This window comes from Synechocystis sp. CACIAM 05 (assembly GCF_010222815.1).
Lineage (GTDB): Bacteria > Cyanobacteriota > Cyanobacteriia > Cyanobacteriales > Microcystaceae > Synechocystis.
Window position 1 is genome coordinate 1,071,455 of the sequence record NZ_CP019225.1, and the last position, 16,750, is coordinate 1,088,204.

Below are 16,750 nucleotides of genomic sequence, written 5' to 3' on the forward strand. Positions count from 1 at the left end.
AGGTGACAAAAGTTGTCTTTATCTGGACGGTAAACGAAGATTGTAGGACCAGTAACAGTGCCTTAACAAAATGTAACTGATGCTCAGGACTGGGTTTTTACAGTGGAATAGAGGCAGGTTAAGGTAACTATTTATTAGGAGAAATTAACAAACATTGACCATCGGGACAGAGGTCCTCTAATTCAATTACCACTGGTTTGATAGCCCAGATGTCTTCGGCGTATTCCCGAATAGTACGATCTGAGGAAAATTTACCCATGCGAGCCACATTTAAAATGGCCATGCGAGCCCAGTTTTCTTGATCTTTATAGGCTTCTCCCACTTGGTTTTGACAATCCACATAGGCTTGGAAATCGGCAAATACAAGGTATGGGTCTTGACCCAACAAGGAATCCATTAAGGGGCGAAATAATGCTGTGTCACCATGGGAGAAAAAGCCAGAATTAATCAGATCTACCACAGCTTTTAAGTTGGCATTATTGTTGTAATATTCCCAAGGTTGATACCCTTCCGCCAAGGTTTTTTCCACTTCTGGAGTGGTGAGGCCAAAGAGGAAAAAGTTTTCTGCCCCCACCTCTTCCCGAATTTCAATATTTGCCCCGTCCAATGTGCCAATGGTTAAAGCTCCATTCATGGAAAATTTCATATTGCCGGTGCCGGAAGCTTCTTTGCCAGCGGTGGAAATTTGTTCCGAAAGATCAGCGGCGGGATAGACCCTTTGGCCAAATTTAACGTTATAGTCCGGCAAAAAGATAACTTTCAGGCGATCGCCAATGGTGGGGTCATTATTAACTACATCCGCCACGGAGTTGATCAGCTTGATGATTAATTTAGCGGTAAAATAACCGGGGGCTGCTTTACCACCATAGATAAAAGTACGGGGTGTAACATCCAGATTAGGATTATTTTTAATCTGCAAATAAAGATGGATAACGTGGAGAATATTCAAATGTTGCCGTTTATATTCATGGATTCGTTTTACCTGCACATCAAACAGGGAATCGGGATTAACCACTAAGTCAGTTCTGGTGTGGATATAGCGAGCTAAATCCTGCTTAACTTCCCGCTTAACTTTGCACCAATTCTGTCGGAATCCAGCCAAATCAGCAAAGGGTTCCAGTTGTTTTAGCTCGTCTAAATTTTTAATCCAGCCATCACCAATGCGGGAAGAAATTAAGTTACTCAGGCGGGGATTACTGAGCACCATCCAGCGCCGGGGGGTAACGCCGTTGGTTTTATTGCTAAATTTTTCTGGCCAAAGTTCGTAAAAGTCTTTAAGAATAGTCTCCTTCACCAGTTGACTATGCAACGCCGCCACCCCATTAATGGCATGGGAACCCACCGTGGCCAGATAGGCCATCCGCACCGACTTTTCTCCTGCCTCGTCAATGATGGATAACCGGGCCAGGCGATCGCCATCGTTAGGATATTTCATCCGTACTTGATCTAGGAAACGTTGGTTGATTTCGTAAATAATTTCCAAATGGCGGGGTAACATTTCGCCAAACAGGGGCAAAGACCATTTTTCCAATGCCTCCGGTAGCAAAGTGTGATTAGTAAAACCAAAGGTGGCTTCAGTAATGGCCCAAGCCCGTTGCCATTCATAGTGATGCTCATCCACCAACAGACGCATCAATTCCGCCACCGCAATGGAAGGATGGGTGTCATTCATCTGCACCGCAAAATGTTGGTGGAAATTGTCCAGGGTGGGATTGTCCGACAGGTGAATACGGATCATGTCCTGCAAAGAACAGGAAACAAAAAAGTATTGTTGCGCCAGCCGTAACTCTTTGCCCTGGATTTGTTCATCGTTGGGATAGAGCACTTTGGTGAGATTTTCGGAGGACATTTTGTCCTGCACTGCCCCGTAATAATCCCCCACATTAAACCGTTGAAAATCAAAGGATTCCGCCGCTTCCGATTTCCACAGGCGCAAATTATTGGCGGTGCTGACTTTGTAGCCCAAAATGGGAGTGTCATAGGGAATGCCTTTGACCAAACTGCCGGCAATCCAACGCACCCGATAATTACCTTGGTCATCGGTGTAGGGTTCCGTATGGCCCCCCAGTTTGACTAACACAGCGGATTCAGGACGGGCAATTTCCCAAGGATTACCCAGTTGGAGCCATTTATCAGTGATTTCCACCTGCCAACCGTCTTTAATTTCCTGGTCAAAGATACCGAATTCGTAGCGGATGCCGTAGCCGATCGCCGGAATTTCCAACGTAGCCAGGGAATCCATAAAGCAGGCGGCCAAACGACCCAAACCACCGTTGCCCAACCCCGGTTCTTCTTCAATATCAATTAACTCATCCAAGCTCAACCCCGATTCTTCCACCGCCTGTTGCACCGGTTCCCATAGCCCTAAATTAATCAGGTTATTACCCAAATGGGGCCCCAGCAAATATTCCGCCGACAGGTAGCACACCACTCGATTGTCACAGTTGAGATAGGTTTGGAATGTATTTAACCACCGTTGCAGGAGGCGATCGCGGATGGTGTAGGCCAAAGCCATATAACAATCGTTTTTAGTGGCAATGGCGGGAAATTTACCCTGGAGATAAAACAAATTGTCAGCCAAAGCCCGCTTGAGGGTTTCCACGCTCAGACCAGTGCGGTCATCCTCCACCTGAATGAGGGGATTGGTGGTGTTAAAAGCCATGGGAAGGTGCTCCATTAATGCTGTGCCTTTCCCTTATAGTGTCGGACCAGAATTAAAATTTGGTTACCATTGCTAACTTTTGTATGACTTCTTAACAAAACATCGAAAAAATAACAAACCGCTAGGTTGCAGAGATACAGATTCTATCCCAAACGGTGACCCCTTAAAATGGGGAATAAGTAGGCTAAATCCTAAGTAATTATGGCGACAACAGCGGATGAAGTGTGGCAACTCCTGGGAGAGCTAGTCCAAGCCCAGAAGGAACAAAGAGAGGAATCGGCACGAATGCGTCAAGAGGCTGATCGCCGTTCTCAGCAGATGGATCGCCGGTTTCAAGAACAACGGGAGGAAGCTGATCGCCGTTCCCAAGAAACAGATCGCTTAATTCGGGAATTAAGGGAACAAAGCAAAAAGACCGATCGCCAAATTCAGGAATTAGGGAAACAAATTGGGGGTCTAGGGCAAAAATTTGGCAGTTTTACCGAAAGGTTTAGCTTTGCCTTCCATGGAAACTATTCTGTTTGAAAAATTTGGGATGGAAGTGATTACTCCCAGCGCCCGGGTGAGCAAACAGGGTAAACATATTGAATTGGATGTACTGGCTTATGCCAACGGAGAGGTAAATACGGCGATCGTAGTGGAAGTTAAAAGCCATGCCCGACCTGAATCCATCACCCAATTAATCAAACATCTCCAGCAATTTCGGGAATTTTTCCCTGAACATCAGGATAAAAAACTCTATGGCATCCTCGCCGCCGTTGATCTGTCCAATGCCCTCCGGGAAGAAGTGCTAAAAGCTGGTTTATACGCCGCCCGCATTCGGGACGAAATCTTTGAATTGGATATACCTGCCACTTTTCAGCCTAGGGTTTGGTAAAGACAATAAAAAAGGCTCCACGGGGATGGAACCTGAAATGAGAATTGGAAATAAACTCTGAGTAAATTGGTTGTTTTGTGGCAAAAAATTCGGCAAGTTTGGCCTGATTGCGCTTTTCTTCCACCGTCCCTGCTAGGTTTCAAGGCTCCGAAATATCTTCTAAGATGAAAATACTTTTTTGCTAGGAAAACCCATGCTGACTGTCCACCGTGATGCCCGGGATTACCAGATTATTTTTCTCTGTAGCTTTTTGAGTTTAGGCATCTTGGCCCGGGACTGGAGTTTAAGCCCCCTGGCGATCGCCGTTGTTTTGGCCACTACCCTGACAGTGCAATCCTTATTCACCATTAATCAACAGGGCAATTTTAGTCGGTGGTTTTCCCTCGATACCTGGCAGAGTTTATGGAGACATCAAGGTTGGAAAAGTGCTTTGATTACTGGCTTAGGTCTTTGTCTATTACTCCGAGCCAACCATTTATCCACTTTGATATTGGCGGCTAGTTTGGCGATCGCCAGCAAATTTTTGTTGCAAGCCTGGGGTAAACATTGGTTTAATCCGGCTAACTTCGGTATTATTGCCGCTCTGAGTTTAACCGGGGATGCGTGGGTTTCCCCGGGACAATGGGGCACGACTCTCTGGTTGGGAGCAGTTTTCCTGGCTGCGGGGGGTTTGGTGTTGGGCAAAGTGGGCCGTTGGGACACATCAATAATGTTTTTGACGGTTTATGCCGGGTTGGATTTAGCCCGCAACGCTTGGTTAGGTTGGCCGCCGGAAGTTAGTTTCCATCATTTGGAAAATGGCAGTTTACTGGTCTTTGCTCTGTTTATGATCACCGATCCCCGCTCCATTCCCAATGGCCGCCCCGGTCGTTTAATCTGGGCTACGGCGATCGCCATTTTTAGCCTAATTTTGCAATATCACTTCTACTTGCCCACTGCTTTGTTCTGGGCCTTGTTTTGTCTTTCACCCCTGACCGTATTGCTAGACCGTCAGTTTCCCGCCCCTCGTTTTCAATGGTGGCAGAAGAACAACCCTGTACCGTCAAATTAAGCTAGGATGTGCCATCGGCTGGATAACTTGCTTCCTTTCCCCCAATGACCCCATCCTTGTCCCTGGGCCAACGCCTCGATGACCGTTACCTGATTCAACTGCATTTAGGACAAAATTCCCTCGGTCAGCAGTATCTGGCCCAAGATACCCACCGCTTTGATGAACCCTGCACCATCACGGTTTTAACTGCGCCCCCCGGGGACAAAGCCGGCAATTTGTTTAAGCAACAGGCGGAAATACTCTACGCCCTCGACCATCCCCAAATTGCTAATTTCCGGGAGTTTTTTGCCCTGGGGTCAGAGCTTTATCTAGTACAGGATTTTATCGAAGGACAATCCTATTTCGATTTGCTCAAAGACCGCCGCCTTCAGGGGAAAGCTTTTACGGAATTGGAAGTACGCCAATGGTGCCGTCAACTGCTACCGGTTTTACACTATCTCCACATCCAGAAAATTTGCCATGGCCAGATTAGCCCCAGTAGTATAATGCGCCGTACAGTGGATGGGCTGCCAGTGTTGGTAGATTTTACTCATAGTCAATATTATTCCGGTACTCCAGGGGAAGACCGACGAGATTTACATGGTCTAGGCCTGGGGGCGATCGCCTTGCTGACGGGGGAAATTAACCCTAACCCACCTTGGGAAAACCTTTTGTCCTCCGTTGCCCTCAGTCAGGAATTTCGCCAGTTATTGCTGAAATTACTAGCTTGGCCGCCCCTGGTGGATTGGCCCACTTTGATGGACAATCTGAACAACTTGCCCCAGCATTTTTTGCCTACAGTGGCTGAGTTTGACCTGACGTCCACCATGCCAGAGCAAACTGATAATGGCGTTGGTAAATCTAGCACCGGGGAACCCCCTTTCCCCACAGTCCATCAGTCTCCTGAATCTTCTTCTTCCGCAAAAGTAAAAAATATGGTCCGAGTCGATGGGTTAAAGGGGCTAGCCAAAAAATCATTCATCTTACTGGGTTTGATGGTGATCGCCATGGCCCTGGGCTGGGGAGCAGGGCAGTTATGGCTAGATAATCAACAACGGGCGGCGTTGGAGAAATTGGCACAGGAAGAACCGGGGGATGATGTGCCGGAAAAAACCGATTTGGAGATTAAAAATGAAATTCGGGCCCGCCGACTAAATTTAGGCATTTCTCCCCAACGATTTCAGACCTTGGTGGACGATGGTTTAGCTTTTCAGTTGGGTATTGACCCCCAGCAAAGGTTGGACAATAACTCCAATACCAATGGTGCCCCTCTGAGCCTCGGCTCCCCAGAGCAACAGATGGCCATGACTATCACTGTGTTGGATGCCTTGGAAAGTTTGAGTCGAGAAGCTACGAGGGATTTTGCCCAAAACAATTCCGGCGATCGCCGCCGCTGGATTCCGAGGGTAAATCAATTGCGCCTCAGCAGTCGTAGTTTTTACGATTTGGTCAATGCCCGTTTCCATCACTATTTACCCATGGTCAGCCCTGCTTTATTGGGGGAACCGGAATTTGAGCAACGCCCCCTGGCCCAGGTATGGAATGCCATGGCCTTTGATAGCTTGGCGAGCCTGGAGGATGAAAGCCATTACCAAAGACTGAATTTTGACGACGCCAATCAGCTCAATCTCAATGGCACCCTGGAGCCAGGAGAAGGCTATGCCTATGCCATTACTATTCCCCCGACAGAGGAGTTCAGCCTACAATTAACTGCCCCTCCCACCGCTCGAATTTCCTTCTATCCCCCCACCGGGCCGGAGGTAATTCTGCAAAATTCTGCCATGCATCGCTGGTCTGGCCCCACTGACCAAACCGGTTATTACGAGTTGGTAATCACATCGGTAGCGGAGGAGCCGATCGCCTTTGAACTGGAACTCAGTATCATTCCCGCCAGTGCTCAACCATTTTGAACCGATGTGGAATAATCAATTTTCCCTTGGATGCACACAAAATATCGCCACAACAGTAAACGACGAATCGGGAGAATTTTCCCCAGAACTTGCCTGTCCAACCAGACTTCTTAACCTATTCATAATCTTGTCAAAGACCCAAATTCCTATCCTACGATGGAGACAACGGAGCATTTAGGGTGATTTATTTGACATGGAAACAACACATAGCTTTGGCGATCGAGCAGTTTTCGCCTTCGGGAAACACACTGGAAAAATTTTTAAATATGCCCCTAGGGTTTTAAAAGATCAAGACCCAGAGGATCTGCATCAGTTGCGGGTGGGGGTACGACGGTTAAGAACGGCGGTCATTGGTTTTATGCCAGCCGTGCAATTACCCCAGGGCATTACGGAAAGAAAAATCGGAAAAATAGGTCAACAGTTGGGAGTGCAACGGGACAATGATGTTTTGCAGGAAATTTTGCTCCATAAATATTTACCCCATTTACCAACATCGGAACAAGGTTGTTTGGAAAAAGTTTTAAAACGTTTACAAAAGGAGCGAAAACAGGCGTTTAAAGCCACCTATAAATTGTTAACCCACGACAAATTTACTCAATTTAAACAGAGCTGGGAAATATGGCTAGAACATCCCCATTTCACTAGCCTCGGTGGTTTGGCGATCGCCGATGTATTACCTGATTTACTTTTGCCCCAACTGAGCCAATTTTTTCTTCATCCCGGTTGGTTGGTAGGTACAGAAATTGACCCCGATACTAACAGTTCAAACCGACGACGTCGCTGTATTAACCTCAGTCCTACCGCCATTGAAACTTTGTTAGACGGGGAAGAATCAATTTTGCACGATTTACGCAAAGAAGCAAAACGTACCCGCTACCAAATGGAGCTATTTAGCGATTACTTTGGGGAAGAATATCAACAATTATTAGCCCAGGTAAAAATGACCCAAGAAATCCTCGGCAATTTGCAAGATAGCTTCGTTTTGAGGGCCATGGTGGAGCAGTACCTGGATGTAGACCTAAAGCAACTCTGTCCCCAATGGAGTGCTATTTTCCATGGCGATCGCCTGGGATATTGGGACCAATGGCAACCATTGCAGAGCCAGTTTATCGACCCCGTATATCGTCACCACTGTCGTCAACTGGTGCAAAATCCCCTTGTAAACAGTGACCAGCCAACTTCTAGCAACCTTTAAAGTTGGTGCCTGATGGTTTCCCAAACTGACAAAGCAATCATCCTCGCCCCGGGTTAGGGAATTTACGATGGTCTGGAGACGCCATTATGCTTGGGACACTCTTTAGCATCTATGGTTTAGCTTCTTTTGAAATCTGGGCTGCCACTACAATTAATCTAGGGGCGCTAGTACCTCCGCAAAAGGAGACTCCATGACTAACAATGACAATATTCGCTTAGAGCAGATCTCCGAAGATCTTGAAGCTCAAAGACATAGCTTGAATGAACAGGGGCAACGCCTAGACCGAATTGAAACGATTCTTACTAACCTAGTGACAGAAATTAAAATCTATGACAGCAAACTAGATACTTACCAGAAAGCTTCCCAGCAAATTGTCAATATTGCCTTTGGCCTTTTGGCCACCTCGGCCCTCGCCATAATCATTCCCGCCGTTCTTAACCGCTAAGGTTGGCGTAGAACTCCATGGAGTTGCCACGGGAAAAATCACCTTGCCATCAAGGGTTAGTGAGCTTTATTTCTACTCCCCATGCTCGACTAACTCAGAAAACGGAAAAACCCTGAAAGCCCATAACATCCAGGTAGAAAAACTCTAAACTAGAAATGGCTCGGGGCGGATTTGAACCGCCGACCTTGGGCTTATGAGTCCCCTGGGCTAAAAATTCAAAGCCATATACAGACTACATTCCAGCTTACCCTAAAAATCTATGGACTAAATACGGACTAAAAACAGGGGTAATTTGTTGTCAAGGGGGTTAAAATGAACCTGAAAAGTCCAAGATTTTACCCCCCTTATTTCCATGGCTCAGACATTAGTGCAAAGGTTTGGCACAGCGGCAATTTTTGACGAAACAGCAAAAACGGTCACTTTTGATATTGACGATCTGGCGGGCATCACTGATCCAACGGCGATCACCGATTTAACCATTGATGAATGGGCCGACCGGATTGCCGCCGCCCTAATTTTGCAATGGCGGGGAAACCAGTCAACGGATAACACAGACCCCACTGACGGTTTGATTGTGGGAGATCCCTTTAAGCAATTTGAAACTAGGGGCACAGAGCAACAAATCAGTTTTAACTACAACGTGGCGATCTACATTCCCGATACATCGTCCGACCTAGATCCTGATCTGGTTGTTTAGTGGAACTGGCTGATTTTTTCGGGGAAGGCTCCCAATTGGTGGGAGGGAAAGTAATTATCCCCAGGGAAAATTTAACCGCCGTGGGGCTAAGTCCAAGCAACGATTATCCCCCCGCTGTCTTGACCGCCGTGTTTCTGCGGATTTTCAGCTATTACCAAGGTTTTCTACTTGACTCCGACGGGGAGCAATTATGGGATTCTGATGGCTCCCCGTTGGCTTTTTATAATCCGCGTTCTGACTCGGATTTTTCCTTTTTGTTTGTCAGAAAAGCCCTTTCTAGCGATGAATCTGCCTTGTATTGGCGATGGCTATTAACTTTTTATGAAGTATCAGAAACAAATCTTTTGGAATAGCTTTTTAACTTATGAATATAGAACTTCCGCGCCGCTGTTGGTATCATATCTGCATTGATAGTTTGGCGATCAAAAAAACAACATATCGTGTTTCTCGTGAAAAAACTCTAGAAAAATATATTTTTGTTAATTTACTTTCAATGGATCACGCAAAAGAATTAAGAGAGAAAATTAAAAACTCAAATTATGGACTGGCTAACCATCACCCCAACCCAGATAGAAATTGAATTAGAGGGCACAACCCCCCTGGCTCTATTAGAATCCCTGTTAGACAAAATCTCAACGGCGGGGCTGGGTTCTGTGGCTGGGGGGTTTGTTGAATCTGGTCTTATCTATCGATTTGATGGGCAATTATATGACTATGCTGATTACAATTTGCAAATCATTACTCAAGCCCCAGAAATAAATTTGAATTTAGGGGATATGGTATGAAAAATAAAATAATTTTTGCCTTTATTATTGTTTGCTTAATTCATTTTGCTGAGCATATATTCCAGTTGAGCCAACTTTATTTATTGGGTTGGGAGCGTCCAGACTGCTTAGGATTACTTGGGATTTACTTTCCTGAATTAATGCGATCACAATGGCTACACTTTCTTTATGCTCTGGTAATGGAAATTGGGCTATATGCTTTTTCCCCAGTTTTTGGACTAACGGCCTTAATTCTCCAAACCCTACATCTAGGGGAACACAGTATTATGTTGGCGACAGTCCCCAATCCCTGGTGCATTGGGGAGATTTGGTTTCCTCGAATTGAACTCCACTTTTTTTATAACTTAGTGGTGTTAATCCCAATGATGGTCATTTTTTCTAAACGGAAAAACTTGCTTAGTCGTTATTAATTAAGCTTTTTGAAGGTTTCTTTCCAAGTAATATCACCAATTACACCATCCACTTCCAAGCCACGGGTAGCTTGGAATTTTTTACAGGCTGTTTCGGATTTTGGCCCATACACACCGTCAGGGTTTAAACCATACCCAAACCAATTGGCTTGGATTTGCCAAGCTCGAATATCTTCCCCCCGCATAAAAGGGTCGGTCAATCGGATCAGACGATAATAGGCATCCACCCCAGTCTTTTTAGGGCCAAACACGGGCCGATAGAATCCCCGGCATTGGCTCACATTACGCGATCGCCGCATGACGGCCCCGCCGTTGTCATTGCTTGTCGCACTGGTATTGCCCTCGATGCTGGTAAATTGGCCGGCAATCATGACTTTTTCCACAATGCCAATGTGTATGGCTTCTCGTTTGCCAAAGTGAAACAGGGCCAAGTCCCCAGGCTGGGGTTTGCTATACCATCGCCCCTGGCGTTTAGCGTAATGCTCGATAAAAGGGCAATAGGCGGCCCCGCTGGGTGCCCCTTGTTGCATCACGGGAAGGGGAGATCCGGCCCTGTCAAATACCCAGCTAACAAACATGGCACACCAGGGCTGGCCGTTCATGCCATACCAAGCGCCATATTTAGTGCGATTGCTGTTTCTGGGGGATTCTGTAATGCCAATTTCCCCGCCCGCAATGCTTAAGACCCTGTTAACGGTAGCCATATCAAGCCTTGTCAATTACTAAGGTGCGATCAATCCATTCCGCCGTGGCATTGGGATAGACCAAGCAACTAGAGGGCAGGGGGGAGCCATCAACCCGTTGTACCCCTTCCCAAAAGTGATCCGTTGCCACAATTTGAATCTGACTTTCCGGGGCGGCAAAATACCTTTCTGTGATGGGGTCATAGTAGGCAGGTAACTCTAAGATTTTGTTCCAATGGGCGAATAAAAAATGGGTAATACTTTCTCCATGTTTTGTGTAAAAAGAATCTAGCAAAGGAAGAAAATTTAGCCTGACTTTGCCATGTTTATTACTGGTTAAAATTTGGTGATTGCCTAGTAATTTAATCATCGTTGTCATCTAGAAAATTAAAATTATCATCAATGGGAACGTCTGGAATATTAGGGGGATGCCTCCATTCATTGGGGTGTAATCGTTCATTAAACTTCTCTAAATTGTTAACTCGGACTTGTAAGGCAATTAGGGTTTTTCTAAGCCAATTGATTGCCTTGGTTTGTCTCTGATCACTCTTGTGGAGCAACCAAACCACATAAAGAAGAATCCCCAGGGTCAGTGGGCGATCGCCCTCAAAAAAGTTTTCTAAAAACGAGTATTCGCCCCCAGTCATTAAGTCACCCTCACGCCAAATTGGTTGTCAAAAAATAAACAAGGTTCCCCCAAGGCAATAACAGAAGAAATCGCGGCCGAGGGCTTAAACCTAACTGACCATCCCTGGGGGATGGCAAAGGGGGCGGAAAAACTGTAAGCCCAAGCGTTATCAAACTTTTCCCCATTGTTGTTGGTATTTATAATCAAGTTTTGATTTTGAACATTCAAGGTATCGAACAAGGTAATGGTGACCGTCCCCCCAGGGCTACCGGGGTAAGCGACCCAAAAACTCTCAATCAAAACAGCGGCGGGCATTGTCCAAGCCAATGTTTCATTGGCATCCATTACCCCCCCGGTGAACTGATAAAAACTTTGCACCCCAGTCAGGGGGCGGATCTGTTCCGTTGTGGAATTTTTGACCGCTTCAAAGCTATAGGGGGCCGCTAGATAAGACGATTGCTCATAAGCTTGAGGCATTATTTTTGCTCCCAATTCTCTAGATGCTCTCGGACACAAACCGGAAATTTAGACCGGACAATTTCTTCTGCGATGTCAATGCAAACGGCTAAGGGGAGATCCAGCCCTAATTCCCTGGCGGCCCGGTCGGTTTCTAGGACGGTAAAGACGTTTAGATTCATGGTTAAATTCCTGGCAATAGGAGAAGGCTTGACCCTTCTAAAATCAAGGGAACGGGGGCGGTTACCCCGGCGGTGAGGGGAATTAACCCAGTCCCAATTAGGGCAAGGGCTTGGTTTTGGGCTATTTGGTTGGCCCCAATGGCCAATTGGGTGGCCAGTTGGGTAGCTTGGTTTTCCAGAATGTCTAGGGCGTTCTCTTGCAGTTGGGCGATCGCCTCGGCCAATTTTTCTTGGGTTACTTCAGAAGTCCAGACATAGGCACGGAAACCGGGAACGGAGGTGTCAACCCCAAAAGCTAACTGGTAATCTAAGCCAGACTCGCTTACTTCCCTGGTCAAAGGGATAATTTGGTTGGAATTCAGTACCCCCAGGTCAGCGGCTAGCTTTGCTTGCTCACCGCCTCCAATGGTGGGAGCAAACACCACCAAACTGACCCCAATCTCTAGCTCGTAGTTAAAGTTATTTCCGGCGGAAAAATAGAGAAATTGGGCATTTTTGAAGGTTTCCGACAGGTTAAAGGCTGAGGGGTCTAGAACACCGTCATAGATAACGGATAGTTCCACTAGACTTCCTCCATTTCAACCTTGATGTCAGGGAGGGCGATCGCGTAAAGCCCCGTTTCCCCGCCGAAAAAATTGTCATCTTCCCCCAATAGCAATTCAGAAATGTACTGTTCTGCTGTTTGCTCATCCAAGGGACGGAGGGATTCTAGAGAAAGCTTAATGGTTACTTCAGTGATCATTTGGCAAAATCCTCGTATTTTTTGTTTAAGGTTTCCCCGGTATAGGAAAGGGACAAAACTCCGGGCCAAGCAAAGGTTTCTCTGATTAAGGCATTATGGCCAAAAGCCCCAGGTCGATAGGGATTGTAAACGGTGCGTTCAGCCTGCCCGCTTTGGTTGCCAGGTTGGGCAAAACAAGCAGTTAATTGCCGTGGTTCCCAACCGTTCCGACTAGGGGCTTTCCAGGCTTCATCTGTTAATAACCGAGCTTCTAGCAAAGATGGACGAGGGCTAGGCGGTTCTTTCCCTATCAGAAAACGGACTCGGACTAACACAGACCTGTTAAGCAAATCCTTGTCATAATCCATAATCCGGTTTTCCCAGATACGGGTTGTTTTTGCTGGTTCAATCATTTGATGTAAACCTTAAGCCAGTTACTAGAAACCTGTTCCCCTAGTTGCCCCACCGACACCAATTGTTTAGGCTCTGCAAAGGCCAGGCTGGTGAAAAATTCATCATACTGACCTGTTCCAGGGCGGAAAGGGACGGGAACGCGCAAATATAGGGTATTGGTCACCCATAACAAAGCAAAGCGCGGTGTATGGGGCAAAGAACAAGCATTTTGCCTTCTCCCTTTAGCTTGAACGTTGTTAAACCAAACTGGGGGAATATAACGGGCATCATCAGCAGGATTACTTTGGGAGAATTGCCCCCGGATCTCCCCTGTAGTGACTTCTACAAAGCCGACAGTTAAGGAAACGAATTTAAAAACCTTGTCGCTGTCGGTGGTATATTCCCCTAGATAAACAGCCATTAAGCGGGAACTAAGGCGTGGATCGCGTCAATAGACTCCCCTTTGTAGCCAAGGCATTCTGCACATCCAGCGATAGCACTCCCGGTGGGAACCACGGCCAACGGAGAACTAACAATCGCATTACGGCGAACTGAACCTTCCCTGAAATCTGCGCTGTTAAAGCTATCAATTGATCGCGCTTGAATAATTAAGCGACGCGGTTCAACAATCCCCGCCGCATTACAAATTCCGGCCCCTTCTTCAATTCCTTGAAGCCCTTCTTTTTGACAAGTATTCAAACTGCCGTTATCGGTAGGAATTCGAGTTGATAAGCGTACAGCATCAATTCCTACAGTAGAGGGGGTGTAATCAAAAGTGATACTTTCGTAAACCTTACGGGGGGGAAGTCCACTATAAGGGGAAGACCGATAACTCCCAGGAATTATTGTTTTGGGAATAAAACCCCATTCTTCCCCCTCCAAATTGACGCACAAGGCCCCGGCCCCTATTAATTGCTCAGTCCAAGAAAGCGCATTGCCAGGATCGGGTAACGGGTACTGTAATTTTCTCCCATCTTCAAAGGTAGCAATAAGGGCACGAAACTTAAAAAATTTCCCGGCAGAGCAAAGGGCTTTGGTTCGAGCTTGATAAAAATCGCTGATCAGGGGAGCATTCCCTTGGATCTTAAAGGCTAGGTTTTTGTGTTCAGTGCCTAGATCGTCAATATAACTGGCGATCATGTGACTGCGATCATAACGAGACATAATTTTTTCCCTTCATAAAGTGAACAAAAACAGAAACATTAGAATTAAGCAGTAACCGAGTTAAGCTCTAGTTCCAATGTGGGAGCGGGGCTAGAGGCTACTAAATTAAAAGTGACGGTGGCAGATTGTTGAATCAACACAGTTTGAGGCAAATCAGAAGCCGCTAAATCCGTGGTGGGGTCAGTGGCGGCGGTAGCGGCGGCAGGGAGAGTAAAGGAAACATAGGGAACCGCTGTTTTGTTGGTCACAGCACTAGCAACGGCCCCAGACCGCAGGGGCACATCGGTAGAAACGGCCATATAGCGGAATAGGGCACCAAACCACATCCGGGCATCATCAGCTAGAACCAAACTGGCATGGTCGGGGGCACCAAAAGCCTCTACACTTGCGGATTCAATCAGCAAACCAGAGCCACCAGGATCGGCGGCGGCGGAAACCTTTGTGGCATTGGGGAAAACATCGGTCAGGGAAACTTCCCCAATGCCTGCGTTAGTTCCGGCACTGGGGACAGGTAGGGGGGCTAAGGTCTCCCCTGAGCCTAAAATTTCATGCAATTGGAGATTTACACCATAGGTGTAATTCACCCCGGCAGTATTGGGGCGAGTCACGCTTAACCCAAGGGATAAACCAGGGGCAAGATTGGCAATGTAAGAAGTAAAAATTTCTGAAACGGCAAACAAAGCCTTATCTCGCTTTAATGCGGCGGGTTCTCCATCAGCAAATTCGTTGGCCCCTTCAATACCACCATTTAGCAGATCACCAACGGGAATAAAGACCCCCGAAAAGTCAGCAGTGCCGCCAGCTACGGGGAAAATCTGAAAAGCCATAGGGGTTAAACCTCAAAATTAGGACGGAAACATTTCTTTGTCTTTTAATGTCCTAATTCTGGAAGATTTAAAAGTTTTCGTGAGAAAAACTCATGAGTAGAGTCTTAAGACTCTACGGGGAAGAACAGGATCTAACCTTCTTTTTTGCAGGGTGGCCATATATCGAGAAATTCCGCTATTTGCTCAGGGCAGACTTCATGCACCCATAAACGTCCAGCTAGTCTAGTGACAGCTAACCAATGACGCTTGATTAATGTTTTCGCTTGATCTCGACTAATATTTTTGCTCTGACAATATTGCACCAAGGAAATTTTGGTGTAGGAATGAACTTCTGGGGTAAATTCCCTTGGATGATAGGCAAAGACTGAATAACGTTTTGCCGTGCCCCATTGCCCATCATGTCGTTTTTGGTTCATAGCCATGAATAATATCAATTTTGTCTGAACCTTCATGTTTTACGGCTACGCAGACTTTACGTAGTACCATGGTTTTTCCTTGATTCACTAAATGAGTAACGTGATTCTGTACAAGAGGAAAAATCGGGTTATCTGTCTGTCTTTTGGGAATTTGACTCAGATTGGCGATTTTCCAAAGCATTTCTTCCGCGTGGTCAATGCTAATAAACCAGCCTCGATATAGGGGATGGCGGCGGGCTTTGTTTTCGCTGTAAATTGACCCCCATTGATTACCGAGGGTTATTTTTATGTCAGCAAAATAAGCTTCCCAAATTCCTTCGCCTCCAGTCAAAAGGGGGGCAATGGGATCTGCTAATTGCGTTGTATGTTTCCAACGTTTGTCTTCTGGGGTTTCAGCATTTTCTAGTTTCCAATAGAAAATTAGGTAATTTCCATGGGTATTCCAGACGGCCCTAGGGTCAGGGAGCAATACACCACAATCCCCACCGCCTTCAAGCTTGCAGATTATTTCTTGATTAATCTTGGTCTGCTCAGTTAACCAGTTCCCCAGCCAATTTAAAGCTTGGTCGATCGCCCATGGGGCCACAACGTCGCGGGCAACTCCCCAGGCCCAGGGGGGGACAAATCCCCGGCTTAATTCCATATCCCCCAGGCTCATTGCTTGAACCTGTACTTCCCCGGTTTCTTGATTGGTTACACACTCGATAATCTGGGGCAAATCCTTCACGGGGACTTTGGGCTGTACCCCTTGGCAAGCAGTTTCGTGTAATTCCTTAATTTGATTCGATAGGAGAGTAAAAGCTTCCTCTAATCCCCCCGCCGTTGCCGCTGGACCAGGGACGTATTTATACCAGTCCCCAGCCTCAGCAGGATCCCCACACTCCCCGGCTTGAATGTTTGGGGTAATGGTCACTTTATCTTGAATATCTTCCAAATATTCGATTAATTCCGAGAAATCGCACTCCATAGGGATAGTTACGACGGTATTCTTAGTTGTTCCATTGATTGTAATCCTTAGCTCTAATTGATTGGTGTTTGGATTCCAGAACAGGCGCGGCTGAAAGGTTAGATCGCTTAATCCATCCTTGCCAGGCAAACCGCGTTCACCGCGATCGCCCTTGTCTCCCTTCTCACCTTTATCCCCTTTCAACCCAGGTAAACCACGTTCACCGCGATCGCCCTTGTCCCCCTTCTCACCTTTGGCACCATTTTGACCAGGTAAGCCACGCTCACCGCGATCGCCCCTGTCCCCCTTCTCACCTTTGGCAC

General features: G+C 46.6%; 23 protein-coding genes. 9 read left to right on the top strand and 14 right to left on the bottom strand.

Features of this window, described 5'->3' with window-relative positions; genetic code table 11:
- Nucleotides 1-127: 127 nt before the first annotated feature.
- Nucleotides 128-2,677, bottom strand: a complete 2,550-nt coding sequence (locus tag BWK47_RS05050) for a glycogen/starch/alpha-glucan phosphorylase (RefSeq protein ID WP_162327806.1) — start codon at nucleotides 2,675-2,677, stop codon at nucleotides 128-130.
- A 186-nt stretch (nucleotides 2,678-2,863) separates the two neighbouring features.
- On the opposite strand from BWK47_RS05050, the gene BWK47_RS17005 reads away from it, so the two are divergent.
- The 9 genes from BWK47_RS17005 to BWK47_RS16815 all read left to right on the top strand — a co-directional run bounded on the left by BWK47_RS17005 (nucleotide 2,864) and on the right by BWK47_RS16815 (nucleotide 9,601).
- Nucleotides 2,864-3,187 carry a hypothetical protein gene (locus BWK47_RS17005; RefSeq protein ID WP_237269828.1) on the top strand — a complete coding sequence of 108 codons (324 nt, stop codon included), beginning with the start codon at nucleotides 2,864-2,866 and terminating at the stop codon, nucleotides 3,185-3,187.
- On the top strand, nucleotides 3,168-3,539 hold the full coding sequence (locus tag BWK47_RS17010) for a hypothetical protein (protein WP_237269829.1): 372 nt from the start codon (nucleotides 3,168-3,170) through the stop codon (nucleotides 3,537-3,539). The genes BWK47_RS17005 and BWK47_RS17010 overlap by 20 nt, the downstream gene beginning before the upstream one ends.
- A gap of 193 nt (nucleotides 3,540-3,732) precedes the next feature.
- Nucleotides 3,733-4,590, top strand: a complete 858-nt coding sequence (locus BWK47_RS05060) for a Na+-translocating NADH-quinone reductase subunit B (RefSeq protein WP_162327807.1) — start codon at nucleotides 3,733-3,735, stop codon at nucleotides 4,588-4,590.
- A gap of 44 nt (nucleotides 4,591-4,634) precedes the next feature.
- On the top strand, nucleotides 4,635-6,479 hold the full coding sequence (gene spkE / locus BWK47_RS05065) for a pili biogenisis serine/threonine protein kinase SpkE (RefSeq protein WP_162327808.1): 1,845 nt from the start codon (nucleotides 4,635-4,637) through the stop codon (nucleotides 6,477-6,479).
- A 193-nt stretch (nucleotides 6,480-6,672) separates the two neighbouring features.
- The gene (locus tag BWK47_RS05070; RefSeq protein WP_162327809.1) at nucleotides 6,673-7,674 is read left to right on the top strand and encodes a CHAD domain-containing protein; all 1,002 of its coding nucleotides are present in this window, start codon (nucleotides 6,673-6,675) and stop codon (nucleotides 7,672-7,674) included.
- A 190-nt stretch (nucleotides 7,675-7,864) separates the two neighbouring features.
- Nucleotides 7,865-8,119 (top strand): thylakoid membrane protein, encoded by a 255-nt coding sequence (locus BWK47_RS05075; protein ID WP_010872187.1) that lies wholly within the window; start codon nucleotides 7,865-7,867, stop codon nucleotides 8,117-8,119.
- A gap of 352 nt (nucleotides 8,120-8,471) precedes the next feature.
- Nucleotides 8,472-8,816, top strand: a complete 345-nt coding sequence (locus BWK47_RS05080; RefSeq protein ID WP_162327810.1) for a hypothetical protein — start codon at nucleotides 8,472-8,474, stop codon at nucleotides 8,814-8,816.
- The gene (locus BWK47_RS05085; protein WP_162327811.1) at nucleotides 8,816-9,169 is read left to right on the top strand and encodes a hypothetical protein; all 354 of its coding nucleotides are present in this window, start codon (nucleotides 8,816-8,818) and stop codon (nucleotides 9,167-9,169) included. Before BWK47_RS05080 ends, BWK47_RS05085 begins: the two co-directional genes overlap by 1 nt.
- A 186-nt stretch (nucleotides 9,170-9,355) precedes the next feature.
- On the top strand, nucleotides 9,356-9,601 hold the full coding sequence (locus BWK47_RS16815; protein WP_204250466.1) for a hypothetical protein: 246 nt from the start codon (nucleotides 9,356-9,358) through the stop codon (nucleotides 9,599-9,601).
- Nucleotides 9,602-10,007: 406 nt separating this feature from the next.
- Here BWK47_RS16815 and BWK47_RS05100 read toward each other — a convergent pair whose 3' ends face one another.
- The 13 genes from BWK47_RS05100 to BWK47_RS05155 form a co-directional block, all read right to left on the bottom strand.
- Nucleotides 10,008-10,715 (bottom strand): peptidoglycan-binding protein, encoded by a 708-nt coding sequence (locus BWK47_RS05100; protein ID WP_162327814.1) that lies wholly within the window; start codon nucleotides 10,713-10,715, stop codon nucleotides 10,008-10,010.
- Nucleotide 10,716: 1 nt separating this feature from the next.
- Entirely contained in the window at nucleotides 10,717-11,064 is a 348-nt protein-coding gene (locus BWK47_RS05105; protein WP_204250467.1) for a hypothetical protein, read from the bottom strand.
- Entirely contained in the window at nucleotides 11,057-11,341 is a 285-nt protein-coding gene (locus tag BWK47_RS16820; RefSeq protein WP_204250468.1) for a hypothetical protein, read from the bottom strand. Before BWK47_RS16820 ends, BWK47_RS05105 begins: the two co-directional genes overlap by 8 nt.
- Nucleotides 11,341-11,799 (bottom strand): hypothetical protein, encoded by a 459-nt coding sequence (locus BWK47_RS05110; protein WP_162327816.1) that lies wholly within the window; start codon nucleotides 11,797-11,799, stop codon nucleotides 11,341-11,343. The genes BWK47_RS16820 and BWK47_RS05110 overlap by 1 nt, the downstream gene beginning before the upstream one ends.
- Complete coding sequence (locus BWK47_RS05115) at nucleotides 11,799-11,960, bottom strand: hypothetical protein (RefSeq protein WP_162327817.1); 162 nt, start codon at nucleotides 11,958-11,960, stop codon at nucleotides 11,799-11,801. Before BWK47_RS05115 ends, BWK47_RS05110 begins: the two co-directional genes overlap by 1 nt.
- 2 nt (nucleotides 11,961-11,962) lie before the next feature.
- A complete protein-coding gene (locus tag BWK47_RS05120) occupies nucleotides 11,963-12,523 on the bottom strand; it encodes a hypothetical protein (RefSeq protein WP_162327818.1) in 561 nt (186 codons plus the stop codon).
- On the bottom strand, nucleotides 12,523-12,702 hold the full coding sequence (locus BWK47_RS05125) for a hypothetical protein (RefSeq protein ID WP_162327819.1): 180 nt from the start codon (nucleotides 12,700-12,702) through the stop codon (nucleotides 12,523-12,525). Before BWK47_RS05125 ends, BWK47_RS05120 begins: the two co-directional genes overlap by 1 nt.
- The gene (locus tag BWK47_RS05130; protein WP_162327820.1) at nucleotides 12,699-13,094 is read right to left on the bottom strand and encodes a hypothetical protein; all 396 of its coding nucleotides are present in this window, start codon (nucleotides 13,092-13,094) and stop codon (nucleotides 12,699-12,701) included. Before BWK47_RS05130 ends, BWK47_RS05125 begins: the two co-directional genes overlap by 4 nt.
- Nucleotides 13,091-13,495, bottom strand: coding sequence for a hypothetical protein (locus BWK47_RS05135; RefSeq protein WP_162327821.1), 405 nt, complete (start codon nucleotides 13,493-13,495; stop codon nucleotides 13,091-13,093). Before BWK47_RS05135 ends, BWK47_RS05130 begins: the two co-directional genes overlap by 4 nt.
- Complete coding sequence (locus BWK47_RS05140) at nucleotides 13,495-14,238, bottom strand: hypothetical protein (RefSeq protein WP_162327822.1); 744 nt, start codon at nucleotides 14,236-14,238, stop codon at nucleotides 13,495-13,497. Before BWK47_RS05140 ends, BWK47_RS05135 begins: the two co-directional genes overlap by 1 nt.
- Before the next feature lie 44 nt (nucleotides 14,239-14,282).
- The gene (locus tag BWK47_RS05145) at nucleotides 14,283-15,065 is read right to left on the bottom strand and encodes a hypothetical protein (RefSeq protein ID WP_162327823.1); all 783 of its coding nucleotides are present in this window, start codon (nucleotides 15,063-15,065) and stop codon (nucleotides 14,283-14,285) included.
- Between the two features lie 131 nt (nucleotides 15,066-15,196).
- Nucleotides 15,197-15,481 (bottom strand): hypothetical protein, encoded by a 285-nt coding sequence (locus BWK47_RS05150; RefSeq protein ID WP_162327824.1) that lies wholly within the window; start codon nucleotides 15,479-15,481, stop codon nucleotides 15,197-15,199.
- Nucleotides 15,462-16,448: a hypothetical protein gene (locus tag BWK47_RS05155; RefSeq protein WP_237269831.1), complete on the bottom strand. Its 987-nt coding sequence runs from the start codon at nucleotides 16,446-16,448 to the stop codon at nucleotides 15,462-15,464. The genes BWK47_RS05150 and BWK47_RS05155 overlap by 20 nt, the downstream gene beginning before the upstream one ends.
- Between the last annotated feature and the right edge of the window lie 302 nt (nucleotides 16,449-16,750).